At 63.9% G+C, this 22353-nt stretch carries 21 protein-coding genes; 12 read left to right on the forward strand and 9 right to left on the reverse strand.

Annotated features, from left to right (window positions below; all coding sequences use genetic code 11):
- Window positions 1-3: 3 nt before the first annotated feature.
- Window positions 4-1524 carry a DHA2 family efflux MFS transporter permease subunit gene (locus tag KY084_RS14225; RefSeq protein ID WP_219239144.1) on the reverse strand — a complete coding sequence of 507 codons (1521 nt, stop codon included), beginning with the start codon at window positions 1522-1524 and terminating at the stop codon, window positions 4-6.
- On the reverse strand, window positions 1521-2666 hold the full coding sequence (locus tag KY084_RS14230; RefSeq protein ID WP_219239171.1) for an efflux RND transporter periplasmic adaptor subunit: 1146 nt from the start codon (window positions 2664-2666) through the stop codon (window positions 1521-1523). Before KY084_RS14230 ends, KY084_RS14225 begins: the two co-directional genes overlap by 4 nt.
- Before the next feature lie 176 nt (window positions 2667-2842).
- Here KY084_RS14230 and KY084_RS14235 point away from each other — a divergent pair, with 176 nt between their 5' ends.
- Genes KY084_RS14235 through KY084_RS14245 form a run of 3 tightly spaced genes read left to right on the forward strand, consistent with a single transcriptional unit; the run spans window position 2843 to window position 5994 of the window.
- A complete protein-coding gene (locus tag KY084_RS14235; RefSeq protein ID WP_219239145.1) occupies window positions 2843-3751 on the forward strand; it encodes a LysR family transcriptional regulator in 909 nt (302 codons plus the stop codon).
- Between the two features lie 32 nt (window positions 3752-3783).
- The gene (locus KY084_RS14240) at window positions 3784-5133 is read left to right on the forward strand and encodes a cytochrome P450 (protein ID WP_219239146.1); all 1350 of its coding nucleotides are present in this window, start codon (window positions 3784-3786) and stop codon (window positions 5131-5133) included.
- A 51-nt stretch (window positions 5134-5184) separates the two neighbouring features.
- Window positions 5185-5994, forward strand: a complete 810-nt coding sequence (locus KY084_RS14245; RefSeq protein WP_219239147.1) for an aldo/keto reductase — start codon at window positions 5185-5187, stop codon at window positions 5992-5994.
- Between the two features lie 6 nt (window positions 5995-6000).
- On the opposite strand, the gene KY084_RS14250 is transcribed toward KY084_RS14245, so the two are convergent.
- Genes KY084_RS14250 through ubiA form a run of 3 tightly spaced genes read right to left on the reverse strand, consistent with a single transcriptional unit; the run spans window position 6001 to window position 9056 of the window.
- Complete coding sequence (locus tag KY084_RS14250) at window positions 6001-6786, reverse strand: 3'(2'),5'-bisphosphate nucleotidase CysQ (RefSeq protein ID WP_343228033.1); 786 nt, start codon at window positions 6784-6786, stop codon at window positions 6001-6003.
- On the reverse strand, window positions 6779-8113 hold the full coding sequence (locus KY084_RS14255) for a TldD/PmbA family protein (protein WP_219239148.1): 1335 nt from the start codon (window positions 8111-8113) through the stop codon (window positions 6779-6781). The genes KY084_RS14250 and KY084_RS14255 overlap by 8 nt, the downstream gene beginning before the upstream one ends.
- A gap of 31 nt (window positions 8114-8144) precedes the next feature.
- Window positions 8145-9056 (reverse strand): 4-hydroxybenzoate octaprenyltransferase, encoded by a 912-nt coding sequence (gene ubiA, locus KY084_RS14260; RefSeq protein ID WP_219239149.1) that lies wholly within the window; start codon window positions 9054-9056, stop codon window positions 8145-8147.
- 109 nt (window positions 9057-9165) lie between these two features.
- On the opposite strand from ubiA, the gene KY084_RS16625 reads away from it, so the two are divergent.
- Genes KY084_RS16625 through KY084_RS14275 form a run of 3 tightly spaced genes read left to right on the forward strand, consistent with a single transcriptional unit; the run spans window position 9166 to window position 11702 of the window.
- Window positions 9166-9498 carry a PilZ domain-containing protein gene (locus KY084_RS16625; protein WP_219239150.1) on the forward strand — a complete coding sequence of 111 codons (333 nt, stop codon included), beginning with the start codon at window positions 9166-9168 and terminating at the stop codon, window positions 9496-9498.
- Window positions 9499-9542: 44 nt separating this feature from the next.
- On the forward strand, window positions 9543-10286 hold the full coding sequence (locus KY084_RS14270; RefSeq protein WP_219239151.1) for a 16S rRNA (uracil(1498)-N(3))-methyltransferase: 744 nt from the start codon (window positions 9543-9545) through the stop codon (window positions 10284-10286).
- A 42-nt stretch (window positions 10287-10328) separates the two neighbouring features.
- A complete protein-coding gene (locus KY084_RS14275; protein WP_219239152.1) occupies window positions 10329-11702 on the forward strand; it encodes a glutamate--cysteine ligase in 1374 nt (457 codons plus the stop codon).
- Between the two features lie 5 nt (window positions 11703-11707).
- Here KY084_RS14275 and KY084_RS14280 read toward each other — a convergent pair whose 3' ends face one another.
- Window positions 11708-13036, reverse strand: coding sequence for a methyltransferase family protein (locus KY084_RS14280; RefSeq protein WP_219239153.1), 1329 nt, complete (start codon window positions 13034-13036; stop codon window positions 11708-11710).
- Between the two features lie 160 nt (window positions 13037-13196).
- Between KY084_RS14280 and KY084_RS14285 the strand changes: the two genes are divergently transcribed.
- Both KY084_RS14285 and ppa read left to right on the forward strand, forming a co-directional pair.
- Window positions 13197-15104 (forward strand): M61 family metallopeptidase, encoded by a 1908-nt coding sequence (locus KY084_RS14285; protein WP_219239154.1) that lies wholly within the window; start codon window positions 13197-13199, stop codon window positions 15102-15104.
- A gap of 9 nt (window positions 15105-15113) precedes the next feature.
- A complete protein-coding gene (ppa, locus tag KY084_RS14290) occupies window positions 15114-15662 on the forward strand; it encodes an inorganic diphosphatase (protein ID WP_219239155.1) in 549 nt (182 codons plus the stop codon).
- 69 nt (window positions 15663-15731) lie between these two features.
- Here ppa and ubiG read toward each other — a convergent pair whose 3' ends face one another.
- On the reverse strand, window positions 15732-16469 hold the full coding sequence (gene ubiG / locus KY084_RS14295; protein WP_219239156.1) for a bifunctional 2-polyprenyl-6-hydroxyphenol methylase/3-demethylubiquinol 3-O-methyltransferase UbiG: 738 nt from the start codon (window positions 16467-16469) through the stop codon (window positions 15732-15734).
- 55 nt (window positions 16470-16524) lie between these two features.
- Here ubiG and KY084_RS14300 point away from each other — a divergent pair, with 55 nt between their 5' ends.
- Window positions 16525-17778 (forward strand): aspartate kinase, encoded by a 1254-nt coding sequence (locus KY084_RS14300; RefSeq protein ID WP_219239157.1) that lies wholly within the window; start codon window positions 16525-16527, stop codon window positions 17776-17778.
- A gap of 129 nt (window positions 17779-17907) precedes the next feature.
- Window positions 17908-18171 carry a DksA/TraR family C4-type zinc finger protein gene (locus tag KY084_RS14305; RefSeq protein WP_219239158.1) on the forward strand — a complete coding sequence of 88 codons (264 nt, stop codon included), beginning with the start codon at window positions 17908-17910 and terminating at the stop codon, window positions 18169-18171.
- Between the two features lie 14 nt (window positions 18172-18185).
- Here the strand turns inward: KY084_RS14305 and KY084_RS14310 are convergent, their stop codons facing one another.
- Window positions 18186-19352, reverse strand: coding sequence for a GGDEF domain-containing protein (locus tag KY084_RS14310; RefSeq protein WP_219239159.1), 1167 nt, complete (start codon window positions 19350-19352; stop codon window positions 18186-18188).
- 86 nt (window positions 19353-19438) lie between these two features.
- Complete coding sequence (locus tag KY084_RS14315) at window positions 19439-19855, reverse strand: secondary thiamine-phosphate synthase enzyme YjbQ (protein WP_219239160.1); 417 nt, start codon at window positions 19853-19855, stop codon at window positions 19439-19441.
- 186 nt (window positions 19856-20041) lie between these two features.
- On the opposite strand from KY084_RS14315, the gene KY084_RS14320 reads away from it, so the two are divergent.
- Window positions 20042-21028, forward strand: a complete 987-nt coding sequence (locus KY084_RS14320; protein ID WP_219239173.1) for an NAD(P)H-dependent flavin oxidoreductase — start codon at window positions 20042-20044, stop codon at window positions 21026-21028.
- A 113-nt stretch (window positions 21029-21141) separates the two neighbouring features.
- Window positions 21142-22353, forward strand: coding sequence for an APC family permease (locus tag KY084_RS14325; RefSeq protein WP_219239161.1), 1212 nt, complete (start codon window positions 21142-21144; stop codon window positions 22351-22353).

A 22353-nucleotide genomic window follows, 5' to 3' on the forward strand; every position in this document is an offset into this window, starting at 1 on the left:
GGGTCAGTCCATATGCATGGCAGGCGCGGCCGCGCTTTTTCGCGGCGGGCGCATCAAAAGGATCAACGGCGAAACGATCAGCGTCGTGAGAAACAGGAAATGGAAGGCGTCGATATAGGATACCATCGCCGCCTGACGCGTGACTTCCGCATTCAGGCGGGCAAGCGCCCCCGTAACAGAGAAGTCGAAATCTGGCATTGCGTGGCGCAAGGCGGGATTGTCGGGACGCACGCCTTCGATCAGTCGCGAATGAACGGTGCTGGTGTTACGGATCGTCATCGCCTGCAACACCGAAATGCCGATCGCCGAACCGATGTTGCGGATCAGCGTGAACATCGCCGCGCCTTCGTTGCGCAACCGGGGGTCGAGCGTGGTGAACGCGATTGTCGACAGCGGAACGAAGATCAGCCCGGTGCCGATCCCCTGAATGAACCCGGTGCTGACAACCAGGCTTTCGTCCATTTGCAACGAAAAGCCGCTCATCCGCCAGGTCGAATATGCCGCCACGGCCAATCCCGTACCGATCAGCAACCGGGCATCGACTCGCTTGATCAGCTGACCGACAATGACCATCGACAGCATCGTCCCCATCCCGCGCGGCGCGGTGACGAGGCCGGTAAGCACCACCGGATAGCCCATCAACCCTTCCAGCATCGGCGGAAGCAGCGCGAGCACCGAAAAGATCAACACGCCAAGGAAGAAGCCGAGCACCGATCCCGACACGAAATTGCGGTCCCTGAACAGGGCAAGGTCGATGAACGGCCGCTCGGCGGTCAGCGTATGGACGATAAACAGATACAGGAATGTGACGGCAGCGGCCCCTTCGATGCAGATTTCCCATGAGGAGAACCAGTCGAGCTGCTGCCCGCGATCGAGCATCATCTGAAGCGATGCGATCGACAGCGCGAGCATCGCGAAACCGAACAGGTCGAGCCGCGATTTCTGCGCCTTGCTTTCGCTCAGGAACAGCGACAGTCCCGCAAAGGCGATCAATCCCACCGGCAGGTTGATATAGAATACCCAGCGCCAGTTGTAATTCTCGGTCAGATACCCGCCCAGCGCCGGGCCGACGATAGGGCCGAGGATCGCCCCCATACCCCAGATCGACATTGCGGGACCGTGGCGTTCAGGCGGGTTGATGTCGAGCAGGATGGCCTGGCTCATCGGCACCAGCGCCGCGCCGAACAGGCCCTGAAGCAGCCGGAACCCGACCAGTTCGCCAAGGCTGGTCGATATTCCGCACAATCCCGAAGCGATGGTGAAGCCGATGATCGACGACAGGATCAGCTTCTTGCGGCCGATCCGCCCGGCCAGCCATCCGGCAAGCGGCGTCATGATCGCGGCGGCAACGATATAACTGGTCAGAACCCAGGTGATCTGGTCCGCGCTCGCGGCGACGCTGCCCTGCATATGCGGCAAAGCGACATTGGCGATGGTGCTGTCGAGCGAATTCATCACCGTTGCCGCCATGACCGACGCGGTAATGAACCGCCGCATCGCCGGGGCGGGGTATGTCTCGCTCATCGCTGTTGCGCTGCCTGCGGGGTTCGCGGCGGGATGTCGGGGCCGAACAGACGGCGCTCATGGCCGGTATCGACTTCAGCGATCACCGACAGCCCGGCGTGCAGCGGAATGTCCGACGGCACCTTGTCCAGCGTGATTTCCACCGGCAGGCGCTGAACCACCTTCACCCAGTTGCCGGTCGCGTTTTCGGCCGGGAGCACCGAAAAGGCGTTGCCGGTTCCGGGGCTAAAACTGCTGACGCGTCCGGTAAGGTGCAGGTCGGGAAACGCGTCCACTTCCACCGTGGCGCGCTGTCCCAGCCGCATATATTGCAACTGGTCTTCCTTGAAATTCGCCTCCACCCAGATCCGGGTCCCCGCTTCGGTGAACAGCGGCTTTCCGGCGGTGACGTAATCGCCCACCTGCAACTGATCGACATTGGCGACGACACCGTCCTGATCGGCGCGCACCACGGTATAGCCAAGGTTCAGTCGGGCGCGATCGAGCGCCGCCTGCGCCGCTTTCACCGCGGGCTGACTCTCGACCGGAGCGCCGACATCGCCCGACAGCCGGGCCTGCACCGATTCATTCTGCTGCAGCGCGGTCTCGACATTCTGTTGCGCGGTTTTCGCGGCAAGGACCGCCTGATCATACTGGTTCTGGCTGGAAATGCCCTCGGCGAGCAATTGCTTCTGGCGCGCCGCCTCGCGCTCGGCATAGCGGACCTGTTCGCGCGCCGCGGCAGCCTGCGCCCGCCCCTTGCGATAGGTCGCTCGCTGTGCCGCCACCTCGGTCCGCGCATTTTGCAGTTGCGCCTCGGCCTGCGCGACTTCCGCCTTGAACGGGGCGGGATCGATTCGGAACAGCACCTGCCCCTTCCTGACCCGCTGGTTCTTGTGAACCGCCACCGCGATCACCCGCCCGGACACGTCGGGGCTGATCGAAACCATCCCCGTCTGCAGAAACGCATCGTCGGTGCTTTCATACCGGCCACCATTCAAATAAACGTACAGCCCGCCGAGCAGCAGCAGCACCGGGGCAAGCAGCAACAGCACCTTGCGATAGCGTTTCAGCCCCAATCTTCCGCCCGTCTGGGCGTCGGCGGCGGCCTCGGCGTTGGTCTGTTCCGAAAACACCCGGTCTTCGGTCCATTCATCACCCAACGCATCATGGCCTTGTGCGGGACGTGCTTCTTCGATGGTAGAGGCTTCGTCCACCGTAACTTCCTTGCTGACGATTATGGAACGCGGCGCGCGGCTCGCACCACGGTCCCGGCAATATAATGCGGCGCAGTAATTTACAAAATGGTCATTTGGCCCGATTAGTATGAGCAAGATTCATGATCCAGCTTGACCTCAACCTGCTGCAAACCTTCGACGCGCTATTCGAATCGCGCAGCACGACGCGCGCCGCCGACCGGCTGGGCCTGACCCAGTCGGCGGTCAGCCATGCCCTTCGGCGCTTGCGTGAGGCACTGGACGATCCATTGTTCGTGCGATCCGGCAGGTCGTTGCAGCCGACCGCCCGCGCGCTGGAAATGGGCCCCGAAATCCATGCCGGACTGGTTCAGCTTCGCGGCGCGCTCGCCTCCGGCCGGTTCGATCCCGCCACGGTGCACCGCACGATCACGCTGGCGGTCGGTTCGTATTTCTGCACGCTGATCGCGCCGCAACTGATCGCCTGGGCACGCGCGGCGGCGCCGGGCATCACCTTTCGCCTGGTGCCGCTCGACAAGGAACTGCCCGCGCTGCTCGAAGCGGGTTCGGTCGATCTGGCGATGGGATTGTTCGAACATGTTCCCGACCGGTTCGTTACCGAAGCCGTTTTCGACGACGAATTCGTCTGGATCGCGGCTGCGAACCACCCGTTGGTCCGAAGGCGGGTCAACCTGGAGGAGATAGACCGTTTCCCGCTGCTTCAGGTCGGCACCGTGCATCCTTTCGGCCTGCCCAGCGCGATGATCGAGATTCGTCAGGTATCCGATGTCGCGGGGTTGCAGATACCCCGCGGAAAAGTGCCCGATTCGGTAGTATACGAAGGAACCACGGCCATCGCCGCGGTCGCCGCGACGGATATGGTCGCGCAGGTGCCCCGCCGGCTGGCCGAACGGGTGGGACCGACGCTCGGCACCGTCTGTCTCGACACCCGGACATCCGGCGTGCGCTTCACCCTGTCGGCGCTGTGGCACAGCCGCTTGCGGCAGGATGCGGGGATTCGCTGGCTGCTCGACCAGCTGAAACGTTTTTGAAGCCGCGGCGTGGCGGTGTACCATAGCACGCGATGGACACGCCCCGTTTCCTGCCCGCACATCCCGACCGGCTCGACCGGGTGGCCGGGCCCTGGGCGTCACTGTTCGGCGAACACAGTCGCAACGCCATTGCCGGCTGGTCGAACGCGGCGTTCGGCCAATGGCATACCCGGCGAAAGCTGGGCCGGCTGGTCGTCCATATCCCGCGTCACCCCGATGCGGTGGAGCGGGTGCTGCTTGCCAATGCCGCAAATTATCACAAGCCGCGAATCGTCAAGAAGCTGATCGCGCCGCTGGTCGGGCGCGGCCTGTTGAGTGCCGACGGCGAATTGTGGCGCACGCAGCGCAAGATCGTCGCGCCCAGCTTCGCCCCCGGCGCGGTGGCGGGGCTCATCGCCACCATGGCGCATGCCGCGCGCGGCGCGATGTCGGACTGGCCCGAACGCGGCACGATCGATGTCGCGCAAACCGCGACCGACACCACGATGCGAATTATCGCGGAAGCGCTGTTTTCCGCCGACCCGCGACTGGTGACACCGCAGGCGACCCGGCACATCGCCGCCGCGCTGGAGGCGGCGGGGTCGGTGCGGCTGAGCGCGATCCTTGGCCTGCCGACGCTTCGCCTTACCCGTGTCGCGCGGGCGGGAGCGCGCGGGCAGCGCTATTTGCGCGAGACGTTGACCGCGATCGTGCGCGAGCGCGGGCCGGAGGGCGGCGAGGATTTTCTGGGCGGCATGATCCGCGATCTGAACACCCGCTTTTCGCGAAGCGAGGCGACCGCGCTTGCCATCGACAATGCCGCGACCTTCTATCTTGCCGGGCACGAAACCACCGCCAACACGCTGTGCTGGGCGGCCTATCTGATGGCAGGCGCGCCGCAGGTGCAGGAACGCGCGCGCGAAGAGGCGAAGGCGGCGCTGACCGGCGATCCCGCCACCCTGCCGCAGCGTCTGCCCTATCTGAAACAGGTGGTGGACGAGGCGCTTCGCCTCTATCCGCCAGCCCCGCGATTCGACCGGGAAGCGGTCGCCGACGACATGCTCGCGGGCGAACCAGTCGGCGCGGGCGATATCGTTTCGATCTGGCCCTGGCTGATCCACCGCCATCGCCATCTGTGGGACGATCCGGACGCGTTCGATCCCGATCGCTTCGCGCCGGGACGCGAAGCCGACCGCCACCGCTTTCAATATCTACCGTTCGGCGCAGGTCCGCGTATCTGCGTCGGTGCGCGCTTCGCACAGACGGAAGCGCTGGTGATCCTCGCCCACTGGATCGCCGCGCGTCGCTTCGCACTGGTCGAAGGTGCGCCGCCCGATCCGGTCGGACTGGTAACGTTGCGTCCGCGCGGCGGCCTGAAACTGACACTTTCGCCAGCGGATTGAACCGGCGGCACCGCGCATCGGTTCACAAGGGCGTATGCGAAAGGAACCTTCATGACCGACACCCCGATGCTAGACATGCCCGACGGGCGAAAGATTCCCGCGCTTGGCCTCGGCACCTATAAAATCCCTGATTCACAAGCCGGATCGGCCGTCCGGCGCGGGCTGGACATGGGATATGCCCTGGTCGACACCGCCGCCGCCTATGACAATGAACGCGGCGTCGGCGACGGGTTCGCCGCATCCGATGATGCGTTTCTGACGACAAAATTATGGAATGAGCGGCAGGGACATGACGAGGCCATCGCCGCGTTCGAGGAAAGCCTGGCGTTGCTTGGCCGCGATTATGTCGATCTGTACCTGATCCATTGGCCCTGCCCCGCGCAGGGCAAATATGTCGATACGTGGAAGGCGTTGATCGAACTGCGCGAACAGGGGCGCGCCCGGTCGATCGGTGTGTCCAATTTCCTGCCCGACCATATCGATGCCCTGATCGATGCGACGGGGGTCGTGCCCGCGGTGAATCAGATCGAGCTTCATCCCCATTTCCAGCAGCGCGAACTGGTCGCCTATAACAGCGACCACGGGATCGTTACCCAGGCATGGACGCCGCTTGGCCGCGGCGCAGCGTTCGAGGAGGAAGCGGTAAAGCAGGTCGCCGAAAAACACGGCAAGAGCGCCGCTCAGGTCATCATCCGCTGGCATATCGACAAGGGCCATTCGGCAATCCCCAAGGCCGCCGATCCCGATCACATGGAAAGCAATCTCGGCGCGCTCGGCTGGTCGCTCGACGAAGACGACATCGCCGCGATCGATGCGCTCGACAAACCGGACGGCGCGGTAATTGGCCGCATCGATTGTTAAGCTACGCTACTCCGCCCGGCCGATCACTGCCCGGGCGCGATCGGCCAGGCGAGCGACGGCGGCGTCATGAATGCCCGGAGCGCTCGCCAGCACGCCGAAGGCGCGCGCTTCCGGCGTGTTGAAGGCAAGCGGGCGGCCGAGCGCGTCGGTAACGCCCGCCCCCGCCTCGCGCGCGATCAGCACTGCCGCCGCGATGTCCCATTCATTGCCCCAGCGCAGCGTCGCGAGCAGGTCCGCCTCGCCCGCCGCCACCATGGCGATGCGAAGCGCGATCGAATTGGGCTTTGCCACCATCGCGAAATCGCGATCGGCCCTGGGCAGCGCATCGGCGGGAACCCGCGCGCCGGCAAGCTCGCTCCGGTCGCTGGCGATCAGCCGCTCCTCGTCGCGATAGGCGCCCTGTCCGGCAATCGCATGCCAGCGTTCGCCGCGCGCCGGCGCTTCAAGCACGCCCATGACCGGATGGCCGTGATCGACCAGCGCGATCGAAACCGCCCATCCTTCGCGCCCGCGGATATAATCACGCGTCCCGTCGATCGGATCGACCACCCAGATGCGGGTCGCGCCCAGCCGCCGGGCATTGTCGGCGGTTTCTTCGGACAGCCAGCCCGCTTCGGGATCGAGCGCCCCCAACCGGTCGCGCAGCAGCGCATCGATTTCCAGATCGACCTCGCACACCGGGTTGCCGGGCGATTTTTCCCAGCGGCGAAAATCGGTTCGCCAGCGCGACAGCGCAAGCGCGCCCGCTTCGGCGGCGATCGCGCGCAGCGCGTCGTACCGCTGATCAGTCACCCGCGACCGTCATTCCATCGACCCGCAAGGTCGGCGTGTTGACGCCGTAGCGAAATTCCAGATCGTTGGCCGGCGTCATGTTGCGGAACATGTCCTTCAGATTGCCCGCGATGGTGATTTCGGCAACCGGGCGGGTGATCTCTCCCCCTTCTATCAGAAATCCCGACGCGCCGCGGCTGTAATCGCCGGTGACCGGATTGACGCCCTGCCCGATCAGCTCGGTCACCCATAGGCCGTTTTCGATATCGCCGATCAACGCCTGCGGCGAAGCCGTGCCTGCGGCGATATACAGGTTGCTGGTCGCAACCCCGCCGCCATGCGATCCGTGACCGGTCGGTTCGAGCCCGAGCTGGCGCGCCGAAGCGCTGTCGAGCAGCCAGGTTTCGAGCATCCCGTTCTCGACGATGGTAACCGGCGAGGTGGGCAGCCCTTCGCCGTCGAAGGGGCGCGAACGCAGGCCGTGCGGGCGGTGCGGATCGTCGAGCACAGTGATGCCGTGGGCAAAAACCTGCTTACCGAGCATATCCTGAAGAAAACTGGTGCGCCGCGCGATCCGTCCGCCCGAAATCGCGCCGGTGAAGGCACCGAGCAGGCCGGGCGCGATGCGCGGATCGAATATGATCGGCATCGCCCCGCTGCCGATACGGGCGGGGTTCAGTTTTGCAACCGTTCTCGCACCAGCGCGGCGTCCCACCGCTTCGGGCGATTCGAGGTGTTTGCGGTGCCGTGCCGAATGATGCGCGTAATCGCGCTCCATCCCCTCGCCCGTCCCGGCAAGCACGCTGGCCGACAGCGAATGGCTGGTCAGCGCATAGGCGCCCGCGAAACCGTGGCTGGTGGCGAGTGCGATCACCACCCGGCTGGCGCTCGCCCCGCCGCCTTCGGAATTGGTGACGCCTTCCACGCCCCGCGCAGCGGCTTCCGCGGCAAGCGCATCGGCCTTCAGCATTTCAGGATCGACCTCGGCCCCGTCGTCAAGATCGAGCGCGGGCGGCGCGCCGTTCAGCAGCCGCTCTTCAGGCGCAAGGCCCGCCCAGCGATCCTCGCTTGCCTCGCGCGCCATCCTGACTGCGCGCTGGGCAAGGTCGTCGAGCGCGCCATCATCCAGTTCGCCGGTCGATACGCTCGCGCTTCGCTGCCCGATAAACACGCGCAGCGACAGATCGGCACCTTCCGATCGTTCGACTTCCTCAAGCGCGCCGAGGCGCACCGAAACGGAGAGCGCAGCATCGGTGGAAAGTGCGGCGTCGGCCGCATCGGCCCCCGCCTTTATCGCGCGTTCTATGGCCGCGCAGGCGCGGTCCCTTGCTTCATCGGGTGTCAGCATCTTCGCGATTTAGGGAGGCAGGCGGCTTTCGTCAAAGCGTTGCGCCGACGACGAAGCATGCCGCGAACATCAAAAGCCCCGCATCGCGGTTCGAACGAAAGCGCCGCAGCGCGCTTGCCCCGTCGCCGGGGTCGAGCGTCGCGACCTGCCAGACAAGGTGAAGCGCCATGGGAAGCAGCGCCAGCAGCGCGACCCAGTCGAGCCGCATCCACCAGATGCTCAAGGCCCAGAGCGCGAGCGCGATCGCATAGCAAAGCCCGACCCCGCCGCGCACATGCCGCCCCATGCGCCGGGCAGACGATCGAACGCCGACGATCGCATCATCCTCAATGTCCTGAATCGCGTAAATCGTGTCGTACCCGATCACCCAGAAGATCGAGCCTGCGTAGAGCAGAACGCCGGGCAGCGGCAGGTCATGCGTGACCGCCGCCCATCCCACCGGTGCTGCCCAGGAAAACACCAAACCGAGCCATGCCTGCGGCCACCAGGTGATCCGCTTCATGAACGGATAGGCCGCGACCAGCAACAGGCTGCCCAGCGCGATACCGATCGCGACGGGATTGAGTTGCACAAGCACCAGCAGCCCGACCATGCATAGCAGCAGCAGCCATACCCAAGCGGCTTTCAACGACACCGCTCCGCTCGCCAGCGGGCGTCTGGCGGTGCGCGCCACCTGCCGGTCGAGATCGCGATCGACGATGTCGTTATAGACACACCCCGCCGCGCGCATCGCGATCGCCCCCAACAGGAACCATAAAAGCAGCGCCCAGTGCGCCGGCAGGCCGCCCGACAGCGCGATTGCCCAAGCGCCGGGCCAGAACAGCAGCCACCAGCCGATCGGCCGTTCGAACCGGCCGAGCACCGCGAAGGGACGCAAGCGGCGGGGCAGCAGGGCAAGAAGGCCGCGATATTCGGTATCTGCGACGGTGTCGGGCTGGCTCATGGCCTGCCTGCTGCCACAAAGTCACGCGTTGCGGAACCTGCGTTGCGGCACGGTTAATCAGGACTTTACTGTTTTGTTGCAGGATCGATACCGAATCAGGGAGCAAATCGTGACCGCGCAAGCACAACGCCATACGGCTTCGCCCGAAGCCGATTTCGAACAGCGCGCAACGCCGCGCCAGCGCGCCTTTCTTGCTCGCGCGCGCATGGGCACGCCCGGCGAGCCGCCGAGTGAAGCGGCATTGCTCGATATCTCTATCTATGGCTGCCGCCTCGCGATCGATACGGGCGAAGCGCATGGCGCGAGCGTGGAAATCCTGTTGGCGGGATCGAACCCGATCGCCGCCACGGTAATCTGGAACGAGAATGGCCGAATCGGATGCCGTTTCGACGAACCGATCGACCGGTTGCTGGTGCGTTCACTAAACCTCGCCACCGGCTGAAGCCGGATTGCCTGCGCCTGCGACATGGCGCTACTGGGGCGTCCATGCCCGCAACGCCCGCCTGGCCTCCGCAATCCACGCCGCGCCTTTACGTCGCCGAACCGATCAGCGCGGGCGCCATGACCCGGCTTGACGGCGGCGCGGCGCATTATCTGGTTCAGGTGATGCGAATCCGCCCCGGCGACCCGGTAAAACTGTTCGATGATCGCAGCGGCGAATGGCTGGGCATCGCGCGCGATGTGCAGAAACGATCGCTCACGCTGGAAGTGACCGACCATCTTCGCGAGCGCGAGCGGGTCCCCGATTTCTGGCTGGTCATGGCGCCGATCAAGAAGGGGCGCATCGACTGGATGGTCGAAAAAGCGTGCGAACTGGGCGTCGCGCGGGTCGTGCCCGTGCTCACCCGGCGCACCGTGGTCGACAAGCTGAAACACGATCGCCTCACCGCCCATGCGATCGAGGCGGCCGAACAATGCGACCGCACCGCACTTCCCGAAATCGCTGATCCGGTGAAGCTTACCGCGCTGCTTAAAGGATGGCCGGAAGGCCGCACGCTGTTCTTCGCCGATGAAGAAGGCGGCGCTCCGGCGCTGGAAACAATGCGCGCCCGGCCCGGTCCGGCGGCGGTGATTATCGGCCCCGAGGGCGGTTTCGATGCCGAAGAACGCGCCGCGATCAAGGCGTTGCCGCAAGCGGTCGGAATTTCGCTGGGGCCGCGTATCCTGCGCGCCGATACTGCTGCTGCGGCAGCGACGTCACTCTGGATGGCGGCGGCGGGTGACTGGTAAGGCACTGGCGAATCCGCATCGGTGGCATTACATGGCGCGGCCATGAGCACGAAAACGGTTTCGAACAGCAACGCGGTCGCGATCGAGGATCGTGCTCAGCTTGTCGAGTATTTCGCGAGCGGAGAGAAGCCCGCCGCGCGCTGGCGAATCGGCACCGAGCATGAAAAGTTCGTCTATTCGCTGAATGACCTTCACGCCCCGTCCTATGACGAACCCGGCGGCATCCGCGACCTGTTGATGGCGCTGACCGAATTCGGCTGGACCCCGGTCGAGGAGGGCGGGAAAGTGATCGCGCTTTCCGGTCCCGACGGCACGGTCAGCCTCGAACCCGCGGGTCAGTTGGAACTGTCGGGCGCGCCGCTCGAAAATATTCACCAGACCTGCGGGGAGGCGGATCGCCACCTGAAACAGGTAAAGGCGGTGGGCGAGAAACTGGGCCTGGGCTTTCTGGGGCTAGGCATGTGGCCCGACAAGGCGCGCGCCGACCTGCCGATGATGCCCAAGGGCCGCTACGTCATCATGGCGAACCACATGCCGCGCGTCGGTTCGCTCGGTCTCGACATGATGCTGCGCACCTGCACCATCCAGGTCAATCTCGACTATTCATCCGAAGCCGATATGGCGAAGAAATTCCGCGTCGGCCTGGCGCTGCAGCCACTCGCGACCGCGTTGTTCGCCAATTCGCCATTCACCGAAAAGGCGCCCAACGGCTTTCTGTCGTTCCGCAGCCATATCTGGTCGGACACCGATCCGCACCGCACCGGCATGCTGCCCTTCGTGTTCGAAGACGGCTTCGGCTATGAACGCTATACCGACTATGCGCTCGATGTACCGATGTATTTCGTCTATCGCGACGGCCGATATATCGACGCGGCGGGCCTTAGCTTCCGCGATTTCCTGAACGGCGAACTGTCGGTGCTTCCCGGCGAAAAGCCGACGATGGACGATTGGGCCGATCACCTGTCGACCGCCTTTCCCGAGGTCAGGCTGAAAACCTTCCTTGAAATGCGCGGGGCGGATGGCGGGCCATGGGGGCGGATCTGCGCGCTGCCCGCATTGTGGGTCGGGCTGCTCTACGATTCGCAGGCGCTCGACGCGGCATGGGACCTGGTAAAGCGCTGGTCGATAGAGGAACGCCAGACGCTTCGTGACTCGGTCCCCCGGCTGGCGCTCGACGCCCCGGTGCCCGGCGGACGCCGGCTGCGCGATATTGCGGGCGAGGTGCTCGACATCGCCAACGCCGGGCTTGCCGCGCGCGGGCGGCTGAATGCTTCGGGCGACAACGAAACCGGCTTTCTCGATCCGCTGCGCGAAATCGTGCGGAGCGGCAAGGTTCCCGCGCAACAGATGCTCGACCGCTATGTCCATGCCTGGGACGAGGATGTCTGCCAGCTGTATCGCGACAGCAAGTTCTGAAAATTTCAGTCGCGCGGGGGCAGCGCGGTCGGGCGGATGGCGCGCGGCTTGCCGGTGGTCCATGCGAAGAAGCGCGGCACGAGGCCGTTGCGCTCCACCCAGCGCGAATAGGCGATATACTCTGGGTCGAGGCCCAGATGCCGCTCCTCCGTCCGGGCGCGCCAGTAATAGACCCCAGCCACCGTCCCCATCAGCACGCAGGCGCGCGCGGCGTCGCTCCAGCTTCCGGTGGTGAGGAACGGAAGCGTGGACAGCATCCAGAACAGGTTTTTCGCCAGATAGGCCGGATGGCGCGTGAAGCGGTATGGCCCGTGCGTCAGAATCCCGCGATTGGTAAGGTTTGAAAAGCGAAAGCCGAACGCCACCGTCGCCCAGGCATAGATCGCGGTCAGCCCGACCAGCACTGCGCCGGTCAGCGCAGAGAGCAGCGGATGGCCGGCAAGCCAGTGCGTCCAGTCCGCCGTGCCGGGGTGATAGTCGAGCGGACCGCCTGAACCCATCAAAACGAAGGGCGGATAGCATATCAGCGCCGCCATCCATGCCGCGGCAAAGGGATTGGCGCTGCGGATGTGCGAATCGAGGGGACGGAAGGTGACGATATAGCCGACGGTCGCGAACGCGACATCGACAAGGAACATGAAGGTGATCAGCCATTGCGAAAGCGCGACCGGATCGGCGCGGACCGCAGTGAAATCGGTGCGCACGAACTGGGCGAACCCCGGCGGCACGATCGCCAGCATGAAGGCGAGGAAGAATGCTTTCACGCCCCAGCTACGCAGATGATTGAAAATCGCCTCGCGCTCGATCCGTTCATCCAGTCCCATCAGCCACGCGCCAAGCGCCCAGCACCCGTCGCGTGGCTCGACCAGAAACCGGTCGAGCAGCAGGATATAGGGTATCGACGCGGCGAACAGGAACGGCGCGGCACTCGACAGGCACCACATGGCAAAGGGATAATGCGCCTGATCATCCAGCCAGTAAAAGCGCCCCGTGGCATAAAGCCCCGCGATACCCGCCCAGGTAACCCACAGCCCGGCAAGCTTCGTTAACGACACATCGATCGTATCGCGCCAGCGGCGCGGGCTGGTCCAGTCGATGCCCGTGCTCGCATTGCGATGCACCCTGTCGACGACCAGCGACCATGCGATCATCGGCACGCCGCAGAAAACAAGGTTCATCAAGGCCGAGAACGGACCATCCATGCCGTAATGGCGCGCGATCACAACCCACAGGATCAGTCCGGCAAGCCCCGCCAGCCCCACACCGCCGCCAACGGCGGAGCGCGGGCGGGGATCGGCGGCGGCTTCCCCCGCCAGTTTCGGATCGTGATACATGACACCATCGCGATGCCTGAAAAGGATGAGCAAGCCGTTAAGCATTACGAGCGGGGCTTTTATACGCCGCCGGACTGGACGCGGCAGGTTCGTTTCCTATAACCGGTGCCTGAAATACTTGTTCGCGCGTTTTCCATATTTCCATCGAAAGGTGTTGCCGATGATCGTTCGCCTGGCGCTGACCACCGCCGTGCTCCTGTCCTCCACGTCGGCGTTCGCGCAGGAACGGTCCAAACCGCAGCCCGTGCCGATCGAAAATACGATCCCCGATGCGCGGGACACCCCCTATCCGGGAACGGTCGAGGTCAATATCGACGCGACCAACCTCGATCAGCGCATCTTTCAGGTCGAGGAGACGATCCCCGTCAGCGCATCGGGGCCGATGGCGCTGCTCTATCCCGACTGGCTGCCGGGCCATCATTCGCCGCGCGGGCAGATCGAAAAGCTCGCGGGGCTGCGCATCACTGCTGACGGGAAGGAAGTGCCCTGGATACGCGACAAGGTCGATGTCACCGCGTTCCATATCGACGTTCCGCAGGGCGCAAAGGAAGTGAAGGCCAGCTTCCAGTTCCTTTCCGCCACCAGTCCGGATCAGGGCCGCGTGGTCGTGGGGCAGGACATCATGAACGTACAGTTCCAGTCGATGACGCTGTACCCCGCCGGCTATTTCACCCGGGACATCCCGTATCGCGTAACGGTCCGCTATCCACAGGGCTGGACAGCGGTTTCGGGTCTGCCCGCGACGAAAAAGGGCGACAGCTATGTCTATGACAAGACCGATTATCAGACGCTGGTTGATTCGCCCGTTTTCGCGGGGCGCTATTACAAGGAATTCCCGCTTTCGCCGAAGGTCGATCTGAACGTATTCGCCGACGATCCCAAGGAACTGGAAGCGACGCCCGAACAGATCGACGCGCACAAGCGGCTGGTCGACCAAGCGGTGAAGCTGTTCGGTGCGCAGCATTACGATCATTACGAATTCCTGCTCGCCCTGTCCGACGAAATCGGCGGTATCGGGCTGGAACATCACCGCAGTTCGGAAAACAATCCGGGGCCGGGATATTTCACCGAATGGGACGACGGCGCGGGCGGCCGCAACCTGCTGCCGCATGAATTCACCCATAGCTGGAACGGCAAATTCCGCCGCGGCGCGGACCTGTGGACCCCCGATTACCGCATGCCGATGCGCGATTCGCTGCTATGGGTTTATGAAGGCCAGACCCAGTTCTGGGGATATGTGCTGGGCAACCGGTCGGGCATCTACACCAAGCAGCAGACGCTGGACGCCTATGCCCGGATCGCGGCCTATTATGACAGCATGGCCGGCCGCACCTGGCGCCCGCTGATCGATACGACCAACGATCCGATCATCGCGCACCGCAAGCCGATCGGCTGGCGCGACTATCAGCGTAGCGAGGATTATTACAACGAAGGCCTGATGATGTGGATGAAGGTCGATGCGATGCTGCGCGACCAGTCGGGAGGCAAAAAATCGCTCGACGACTTCGCAAAGGCATTCTTCGGCATTCGCGACGGTGATTGGGGCGAAGTCACCTATACGATGCAGGACGTCGCCGACACGCTGAACCAGATTCAGCCCTATGACTGGATGGGGTTCCTGAAAAAATGGGTCTATGACCTGCATCCCAAGGATGTAACCGCCGGGTTCGAACAGGATGGCTATAAGCTGGTCTATACCGATCAGAAGAGCGATCTGGACAAGGAACGGACCAAGAAGGGCAGCGCCGACCTTTCCTATTCGCTGGGTCTGGGCATTTCCAAGGATGGCGACATCAATTCAGTCGCCTGGGGAAGCCCTGCGTTTGAAAAGGGCCTCGACATCGCCGATACGATCGTTGCGGTGAACGGCAAGGATTACAGCGCCGATGCGATCGAAAAGGCCGTAACCGACGCCAAGGGCAACAAGCAGCCGATCACGCTGCTGATCAAGGGCGACGGCAAATATCGCGAAATCGCCATCGACTATCATCAGGGGCTGCGCTATCCGCACATGCAAAAGATCGGAACCGGAACGACCGGTCTCGATCGCCTGCTGCAACCGAAATAAGGGAAGTTCATGCGAATCGAAATGGTGCCGGTGGGCAAGAATCCGCCGCACAGCCTGAATGTCATCATCGAAGTCCCCGTGGGCGGGGAACCGGTGAAATATGAATTCGACAAGGAATCAGGCGCGCTGTTCGTCGACCGCATCCTGCACACGCCGATGCGCTATCCGGCCAATTACGGGTTCGTTCCGCACACGCTGTCGCCCGACGGCGATCCGCTCGACGCGTTGGTCATCGCACGTTCGCCCTTCGTGCCGGGTTGCGTCGTGCGCGCCCGCCCGATCGCGGTGCTGAATCTTGAAGACGAACATGGCGGCGATGAAAAGCTGGTCTGCGTGCCGGAGGATTCGACCTTTCCCTATTACGCCAAGGTCGGGGAGAAGACTGATCTGCCTGATATCGTGATGGCGCAGATCGAACATTTCTTCACCCATTACAAAGACCTGGAAAGCGAGAAATGGGTCCGCATCGGCAAATGGGGCGATGCGGAAGAGGCCAAGCAGATCGTGCGCGAAGCGATCGAGCGCGCCGACAAGCATGAGGCCGAAAAAGCCGGCTGAACCAACCGCCGCACGGCAAAGCGATTGGCAAGGGCTGGTCCGGTAAAGGCGCAGGACCAGCCCTTTTTTTTACGCTTTCACTACCGTCACGAAATAGTCGAGCGACAGATCGTCGGACAGGACGAAGCCGCGCGTCGGCGAAAAGGCAAGGCCGCGTGTATCAGTGACGCGAAGTCCGGCCGTTTCGAGCAGAATGGTGAGTTCGTCCGGCGCAATGAACTTCTCCCAGTCATGCGTTCCCTTGGGAATGGCGCCACTCCCTTCACCCAGCGTGATCATCGCAAGCCGCGATTTCGGGGTGCGGTTGGGCGTCGAAAGCACCATCAGCCCGCCATCGGCCAGCGCGCCCGCCAGCCCGTCGACGAACGTCTGCGGATCGGCGACATGCTCGATCACCTCCATCGATGTGACGAGATCGAATCGCCGCCCCACCACCGCTTCGGTGCCGCCCGCCAGATATTCGATGTCGAGACCGCCCGCGCGGGCATGCGCGGCGGCGGCGCCAATATTCTCAGGCGCGGCATCGACCCCGGTGACCCGCGCGCCCAGTCGTGCGAGCGGTTCGGCGAGCAGCCCCGCCCCGCATCCCATGTCGAGCGCGCTACGCCCCGCAAGCGGCGAAAAATCATCGTCGCCATCGCCCCAATGCGCATCGATCGCATCGCGCAGATAGGCAAGGCGCGGCGGATTGAGCCGGTGGAGCATCGCCGATGTTCCTTTCGGATCCCACCAATCCTTTGCCAGCTTGCCGAAATGCTCTGCCTCGCGGGGGTCGACAGTCGTTTTGCCAGCGCTTGCCTTTGCCATGATCGGCTCCTATCAGGACGCCCCGTTGCTCTGAAGAGGCTTTGGACGAAATAAAATGACACGGATCGTGATGAAGTTCGGCGGCACCTCGATGGCCGGGATCGAACGCATCCGCATCGTGGCGCAACGCGTAAAGCGTGAATGGGAAATGGGCAACGAAGTCGCGGTGGTCGTGTCCGCGATGGCGGGCGAAACCGACCGGCTGGTCAATTTCTGCCGCGAGGCGAGTTCGCTCTACGACCCGCGCGAATATGACGTTGTGGTGTCGAGCGGCGAACAGGTGACGAGCGGCCTGCTCGCTATCGCGCTTCAGGCGATCGGCGTTCCGGCGCGCAGCTGGATGGGCTGGCAATTGCCGATCCGCACATCGGACGGTCATGCCAGCGCGCGGATCGAGGATATCGACACCCAGGCGCTTGGCAACAGCCTGACCAATCGCGAAGTCGCCGTCATTCCCGGCTTTCAGGGGCTGGCGTCTGGCGAGCGGGTGACCACGCTTGGGCGGGGCGGATCGGACACCAGCGCGGTCGCCATGGCGGCCGCGATGAAGGCGGACCGGTGCGATATCTATACCGATGTCGACGGCGTCTATACCACCGACCCGCGTATCGTGCCGCGTGCACGCAAGCTGAAGCGGGTCACCTATGAGGAAATGCTCGAACTGGCGAGCGTGGGGGCAAAGGTGTTGCAGACCCGGTCGGTCGGCCTTGCCATGAAGGAAGGCGTACGCGTTCAGGTGCTGTCGTCGTTCGTCGAAGCCACCGACGACCCCGAACCGGGCACGCTGATCGTGGGCGAAGAGGAAATCGAGGATATGGAACGTCAACTCATCACCGGCATCGCGCATGACAAGAGCGAAGCGAAGGTCACGCTTGCCGAAGTGCCCGACCGGCCCGGCGCGGTCGCCGCGATTTTCGGACCGCTGGCCGAAGCCAATATCAATGTCGACATGATCGTGCAGAATATCGCGCACACCACCGGTTCGACCGATGTGACCTTCACCGTACCGCGCGCCGAACTGGCCCGCGCGCTCGACACGCTGGAAAAATCGCGCGGCGAAATCGGGTTTTCCAAAGTGATTCATGACCCGCGCGTCGCCAAAATCTCCGTCGTCGGCGTAGGGATGCGCAGCCATGCGGGCGTTGCTTCGCGCATGTTCGACACGCTGGGCGCGCGCGGGATCAATATCCTTGCCATCACCACCAGCGAGATCAAGGTGAGCGTCCTGATCGAGGAGGATTACACCGAACTCGCCGTGCGCGTCCTGCACACCGCTTATGGCCTGGATGCCGAAGACGAAGCTGCCTGATCCGTTTGCGACCTCGCTGCATCACTCCGGCAAAGCGTTGTAAAAGCCTGTGCTGCCGGCGTCGCTGGACGGCGGCGACATGCGTTCTTACATAACAACGCACTTTCAGGACGATAGCGGGTAAAGGCGATGGCCGGAGGATGGACGCGCGACGGCGCGGTGCAGGATCAGATCGACGACACGGTAAGCGACGCGGTGAGCGAGGCACGCGCGCGGATGCCGCGGGGCGAAAGCGCGACGCATTGCGTGGAGTGCGGCGAACCCATTCCCGAACGGCGGCGGCAGGCGATACCGGGCGTGCGGCTGTGCATCGAGTGTCAGAGCGAGCGCGATTCCACGATTCGATCCGCTGGCTTCAACCGTCGGGGCAGCAAGGACAGCCAGCTGCGCTAAAGCGGTTAACCGCTTTAGGCCGCGCGGATCATCCCGGCTTTCCGCACTGGATCGTGCCGCGATGCGGGGGCGGGCGACCCGTGAACGAACACCTGATTGCGGCCTGCGCTTTTAGCGGCATATAGCGCGCTGTCGGCATGGTGAAGCGCCGCTTGCGCCCGGTTGCCCGCATCGAACGAAGCGATGCCGAAACTGGCGGTGAGGCGGTGATCGGGCGAAACCGCGTCGATCCGCGCCGCCTGAAACCGTGCGCGAAGATGTTCGGCCAGCGCGGTCGCCGCGTCGCAATCGAAACCCGGCAGAAGCAGTGCGAATTCTTCGCCTCCCATCCGTCCGGCGGCGTGCCCGGTTGCGCGCAGTTGCCGCGCCAGTGCGCGAATTACGGCGTCGCCCGCAGGATGGCCGTAACGGTCATTGACCTGTTTGAAATAATCGATGTCGCACAACAGGATCGCCCCCTCCGACCGGCAGGCCGACACGCGTTCGCCGAACGCGCGGCGGTTCAGGAGACCGGTCAGTCCATCCTGTTCGGATCGCAGGCGGTAAAAGGCAATCACCTGCCCCACCGCCTTTCCCAGCAGCAGGAAAACACACAGGATGGTCAGCACGCCTTCGCTGGCAAGGACCATCTGGCCGAGCGATTGACCGGCGATCAAAGGCCCCCCTTCGACCGTGCCGGGCGGCAGCGCGATCAGAACGGCCACCCGCGCGAGAAAGGGAATGACGATTCCCGCAAACACCGCGAGCAATATCCGGTCCAGCGCGTCGCGTCGCACGCGCATCAACCGCAAGGCACTTTCCGATGCCGCGAGCGCGCAACCGAGATAGAAGCAAATGATCGACAGGCGATCGGCGGCCGTGAAGGTCAACAGCAGGCTGGCCGATACCAGCGCCACCACACCGGCATGCAGCCAATGCATCTGCCGGCTCTGGCGAAGCAGGCTGCGCATCGCGCGCCCGACGCAGAAATATCCGCCCGGAACGCAAAGAACCGTGGTGAAAGTATCGAGCGGCGTGTCGGGATAGGCGGTCATGACCGATGCGAAAACACCGCCGCACAACAGGGACGCAGCAAGCCAGGCGAGCGCGCGCTGACTGCGCAGCGAAAAGAACACGCCAAGGCAAAGCACCGCCAGCGCCAGCAGGCCGAGGGCATTCACCAATGACAGACTGACGCTCATTTGGACGGATCGTCCTTCCTCTCACCCCCGTGTGGGAGCGGCTTAAGCGAGGTTGCTTAATGGACGGTTGCAAAGAGTCGATCTTTTCATGCGCCGATAAGGTGAAGCGCAATCTGACGGCGATGAGCCGAGCGCCGATGTTCGAAAAGGTAGATACCCTGCCATGCGCCAAGCACGGGTTGCGCATCGAAGACAGGAATCGAAAGACTGGTCGCGGTCAATGCCGAACGGATATGAGCGGGCATGTCGTCGGGGCCTTCATCATCATGTTCGTAGCCATCGTCTTCGGGCGCGATTTGCCCAAAAAAGCGTTCAAGGTCGCGCCGCGCGGCGGGGGCTGCATTTTCCTGAACCAGCAGCGATGCCGATGTGTGTCGCACGAACAGCGTCAACAGGCCTTCCGATACGCCGGTTTGCACGACCCAGCCGGTCACCTCGCGCGTAAATTCGTGCAGACCACGGCAATCGGTTTCGATCGTGAGGCTGTGATTGTGCTGGCGCATCGGCCCGTCTTTCGGTGGTGGAACGTTGGAGGAAGAACGGGTGGAACCGAAGGATGCTCCTTCGCACCGGAGAAGCGTCGACGCAGTGGACCGCTCATGGCGCGCTTGCCCGATCATACAGGCGCGCGCTACGGCAGCGACATGACGAACACGCTTTCGACCGGCGAGGACCGACTCGCCCGCCGCATGGCCCGCGGCTGCGAATTTCTGGGCACGAAAATCGCGATCCTCGGCGGGGCCATGTCTTGGGTGTCCGAACGCAACCTGGTTTCGGCGATTTCCAACGCCGGCGGCTTTGGCGTTATCGCATGCGGCGCGATGACCCCCGACCTGCTCGATGCGGAAATCGCGGCGACTAGGGCGCTGACCGACAAGCCGTTCGGGGTGAACCTGATCACCATGCATCCCGACCTGACCGATCTGATCGGCGTGTGCGCGAAGCACGATGTCGGGCATGTCGTGCTGGCGGGCGGCCTGCCGCCGCCGGGCAGCATCGATGCGATCAAGCAAAGCGGCGCGAAACTGATCTGCTTCGCCCCAGCGCTGGTGATGGCCAAGAAACTGGTACGGTCGGGCGTCGATGCGCTGGTCGTCGAAGGCAATGAGGCGGGCGGCCATATCGGCCCGGTTTCGACCAGCGTGCTGGCGCAGGAAATCCTGCCCGAAATCGCCGCCGACACGCCGGTTTTCGTTGCCGGCGGAATCGGGCGCGGCGAAGCGATCGCGGGGTATCTGGACATGGGCGCGGCGGGGGTTCAGCTCGGCACCCGGTTCGTGTGCGCGACCGAAAGCATCGCGCATGAAAAATTCAAAAAGGCGTTTATCCGCGCTTCCGCCCGCGATGCGGTGGCGAGCGTTCAGGTCGATGCGCGGTTGCCCGTCATCCCGGTGCGCGCGCTGAAAAACGCCGGCACCGAATTGTTCACCGCCAAGCAGCGTGAGGTTGCTCAGTCGCTGGACGAAGGCAGCCTCGCCATGGCCGAAGCGCAATTGCAGATCGAACATTACTGGGCGGGTGCGCTTCGCCGCGCGGTGATCGACGGCGATGTCGAACATGGGTCGATCATGGCGGGCCAGTCGGTCGGCATGGTGAAGGCGCAGGAACCCGTCGCCGACATCATCGCATCGCTGATGGAAGAGGCCGCGGCGGCGTTGGAAAAACGCGCCGCGTGACCGCACCGCATGCGGAGCCTTTCGAAACGATCGCGCGTTACCATCGCGCTTACGCGCCAATCCCGGCGCGCGATGTCATCCTCTAAATAGGCGAGATGCCGGAAGGGGCGCCCATGGGCGATCAGTTGGTCATTGGTGCTGCGGTACTGGTCGGCGCCGCGGTGGCGCTGACCCTGATCTTTGCCCGGTTCGCGCGAACCGAAAGCTGGCTTGCCACGGTTACGCCGCTGGCATCGATCATCGGCAGCGGCTTTCTGATCTGCGGCCCGTTGCTGGCGCGCGAATTCGGCGCGATGGCGGCACCGGCGATGATCGCGCTGCTGCTGCTGGCGTTCGTCGTCGGGTCGATCATCCGGTTCAACATCGCCCATGCCGAACCGGTGCTGGCCGAAATATCGTCCTATCACCCGCTCGCCTGGACCGCACGGATTGGCCAGGGCGTGCTGGCGGCAGCCTATGCCGTGTCGGTCGCCTATTATCTGAAACTGCTGGCGATGTTCTGCTTGCGCGCGATCGATTCGCACAGCGTGCTGCTCGCCAACGGCATCGTCAGTGCGATCATAGCGGTGCTGGGCGTACTCGCCTTTACCGGCGGGCTGCGCTGGGTGGAGCGCGTGGCCGACGCCAGCGTTTCGCTGAAACTGGGCCTGATCGCGGGTATGCTGGTCGCGCTCGGCATCGACTGGGGCCGGACCGGCGGGGCAGAACTGATCCCGGCCGCGCAGGTCAACGGGCACAGCGCGCTGCTCCTGCTCGGCCTGCTGATCACGGTTCAGGGGTTCGAAACATCGCGGTACATGGGCGAAAGCTATGACCGCGAAACACGCATCCGCACCATGCGTAACGCGCAGCTCATCTCCTCGGTCATCTATATCCTCTTCCTCGTCCTGCTGACCCCTCGGCTGGGCCAGGCGGCGGATACCGAGGGCGTTGCGGGCGTGCTCGACGTGATGGAATCGGTCACCCCCTTTCTCGGCGCGTTCGTGATGGCAGCGGCAGTGACGAGCCAGCTTTCGGCGGCGGTCGCCGATTCGATCGGATCGACCGGTCTGTCGATCGAACTGTCGCATCAGCGGCTGAACACCGCCACCGGGTTTTTGATGGCGGGCGCGCTGGCGCTTGTCGTTACCTGGACCACCGACGCGCTGGAAGTGATCGCCATCGCATCGCGCGCTTTCGCACTTTTTTATGCTTTTCAATGCGCAATTGCGATCTGGGTCGCCCGGCGCGAGGGCAAGGCAGGCCCGGTCCGTCAGGGTTTCGTCGCGATCATCGGCATTCTGTGCATCGTCGCCGTCGCGGCGGGCGCGCCGGCCGAGGGATGA

It is taken from the genome of Stakelama flava (assembly GCF_019351405.1).
GTDB classification, from domain to species: domain Bacteria; phylum Pseudomonadota; class Alphaproteobacteria; order Sphingomonadales; family Sphingomonadaceae; genus Sphingomonas; species Sphingomonas flava_A.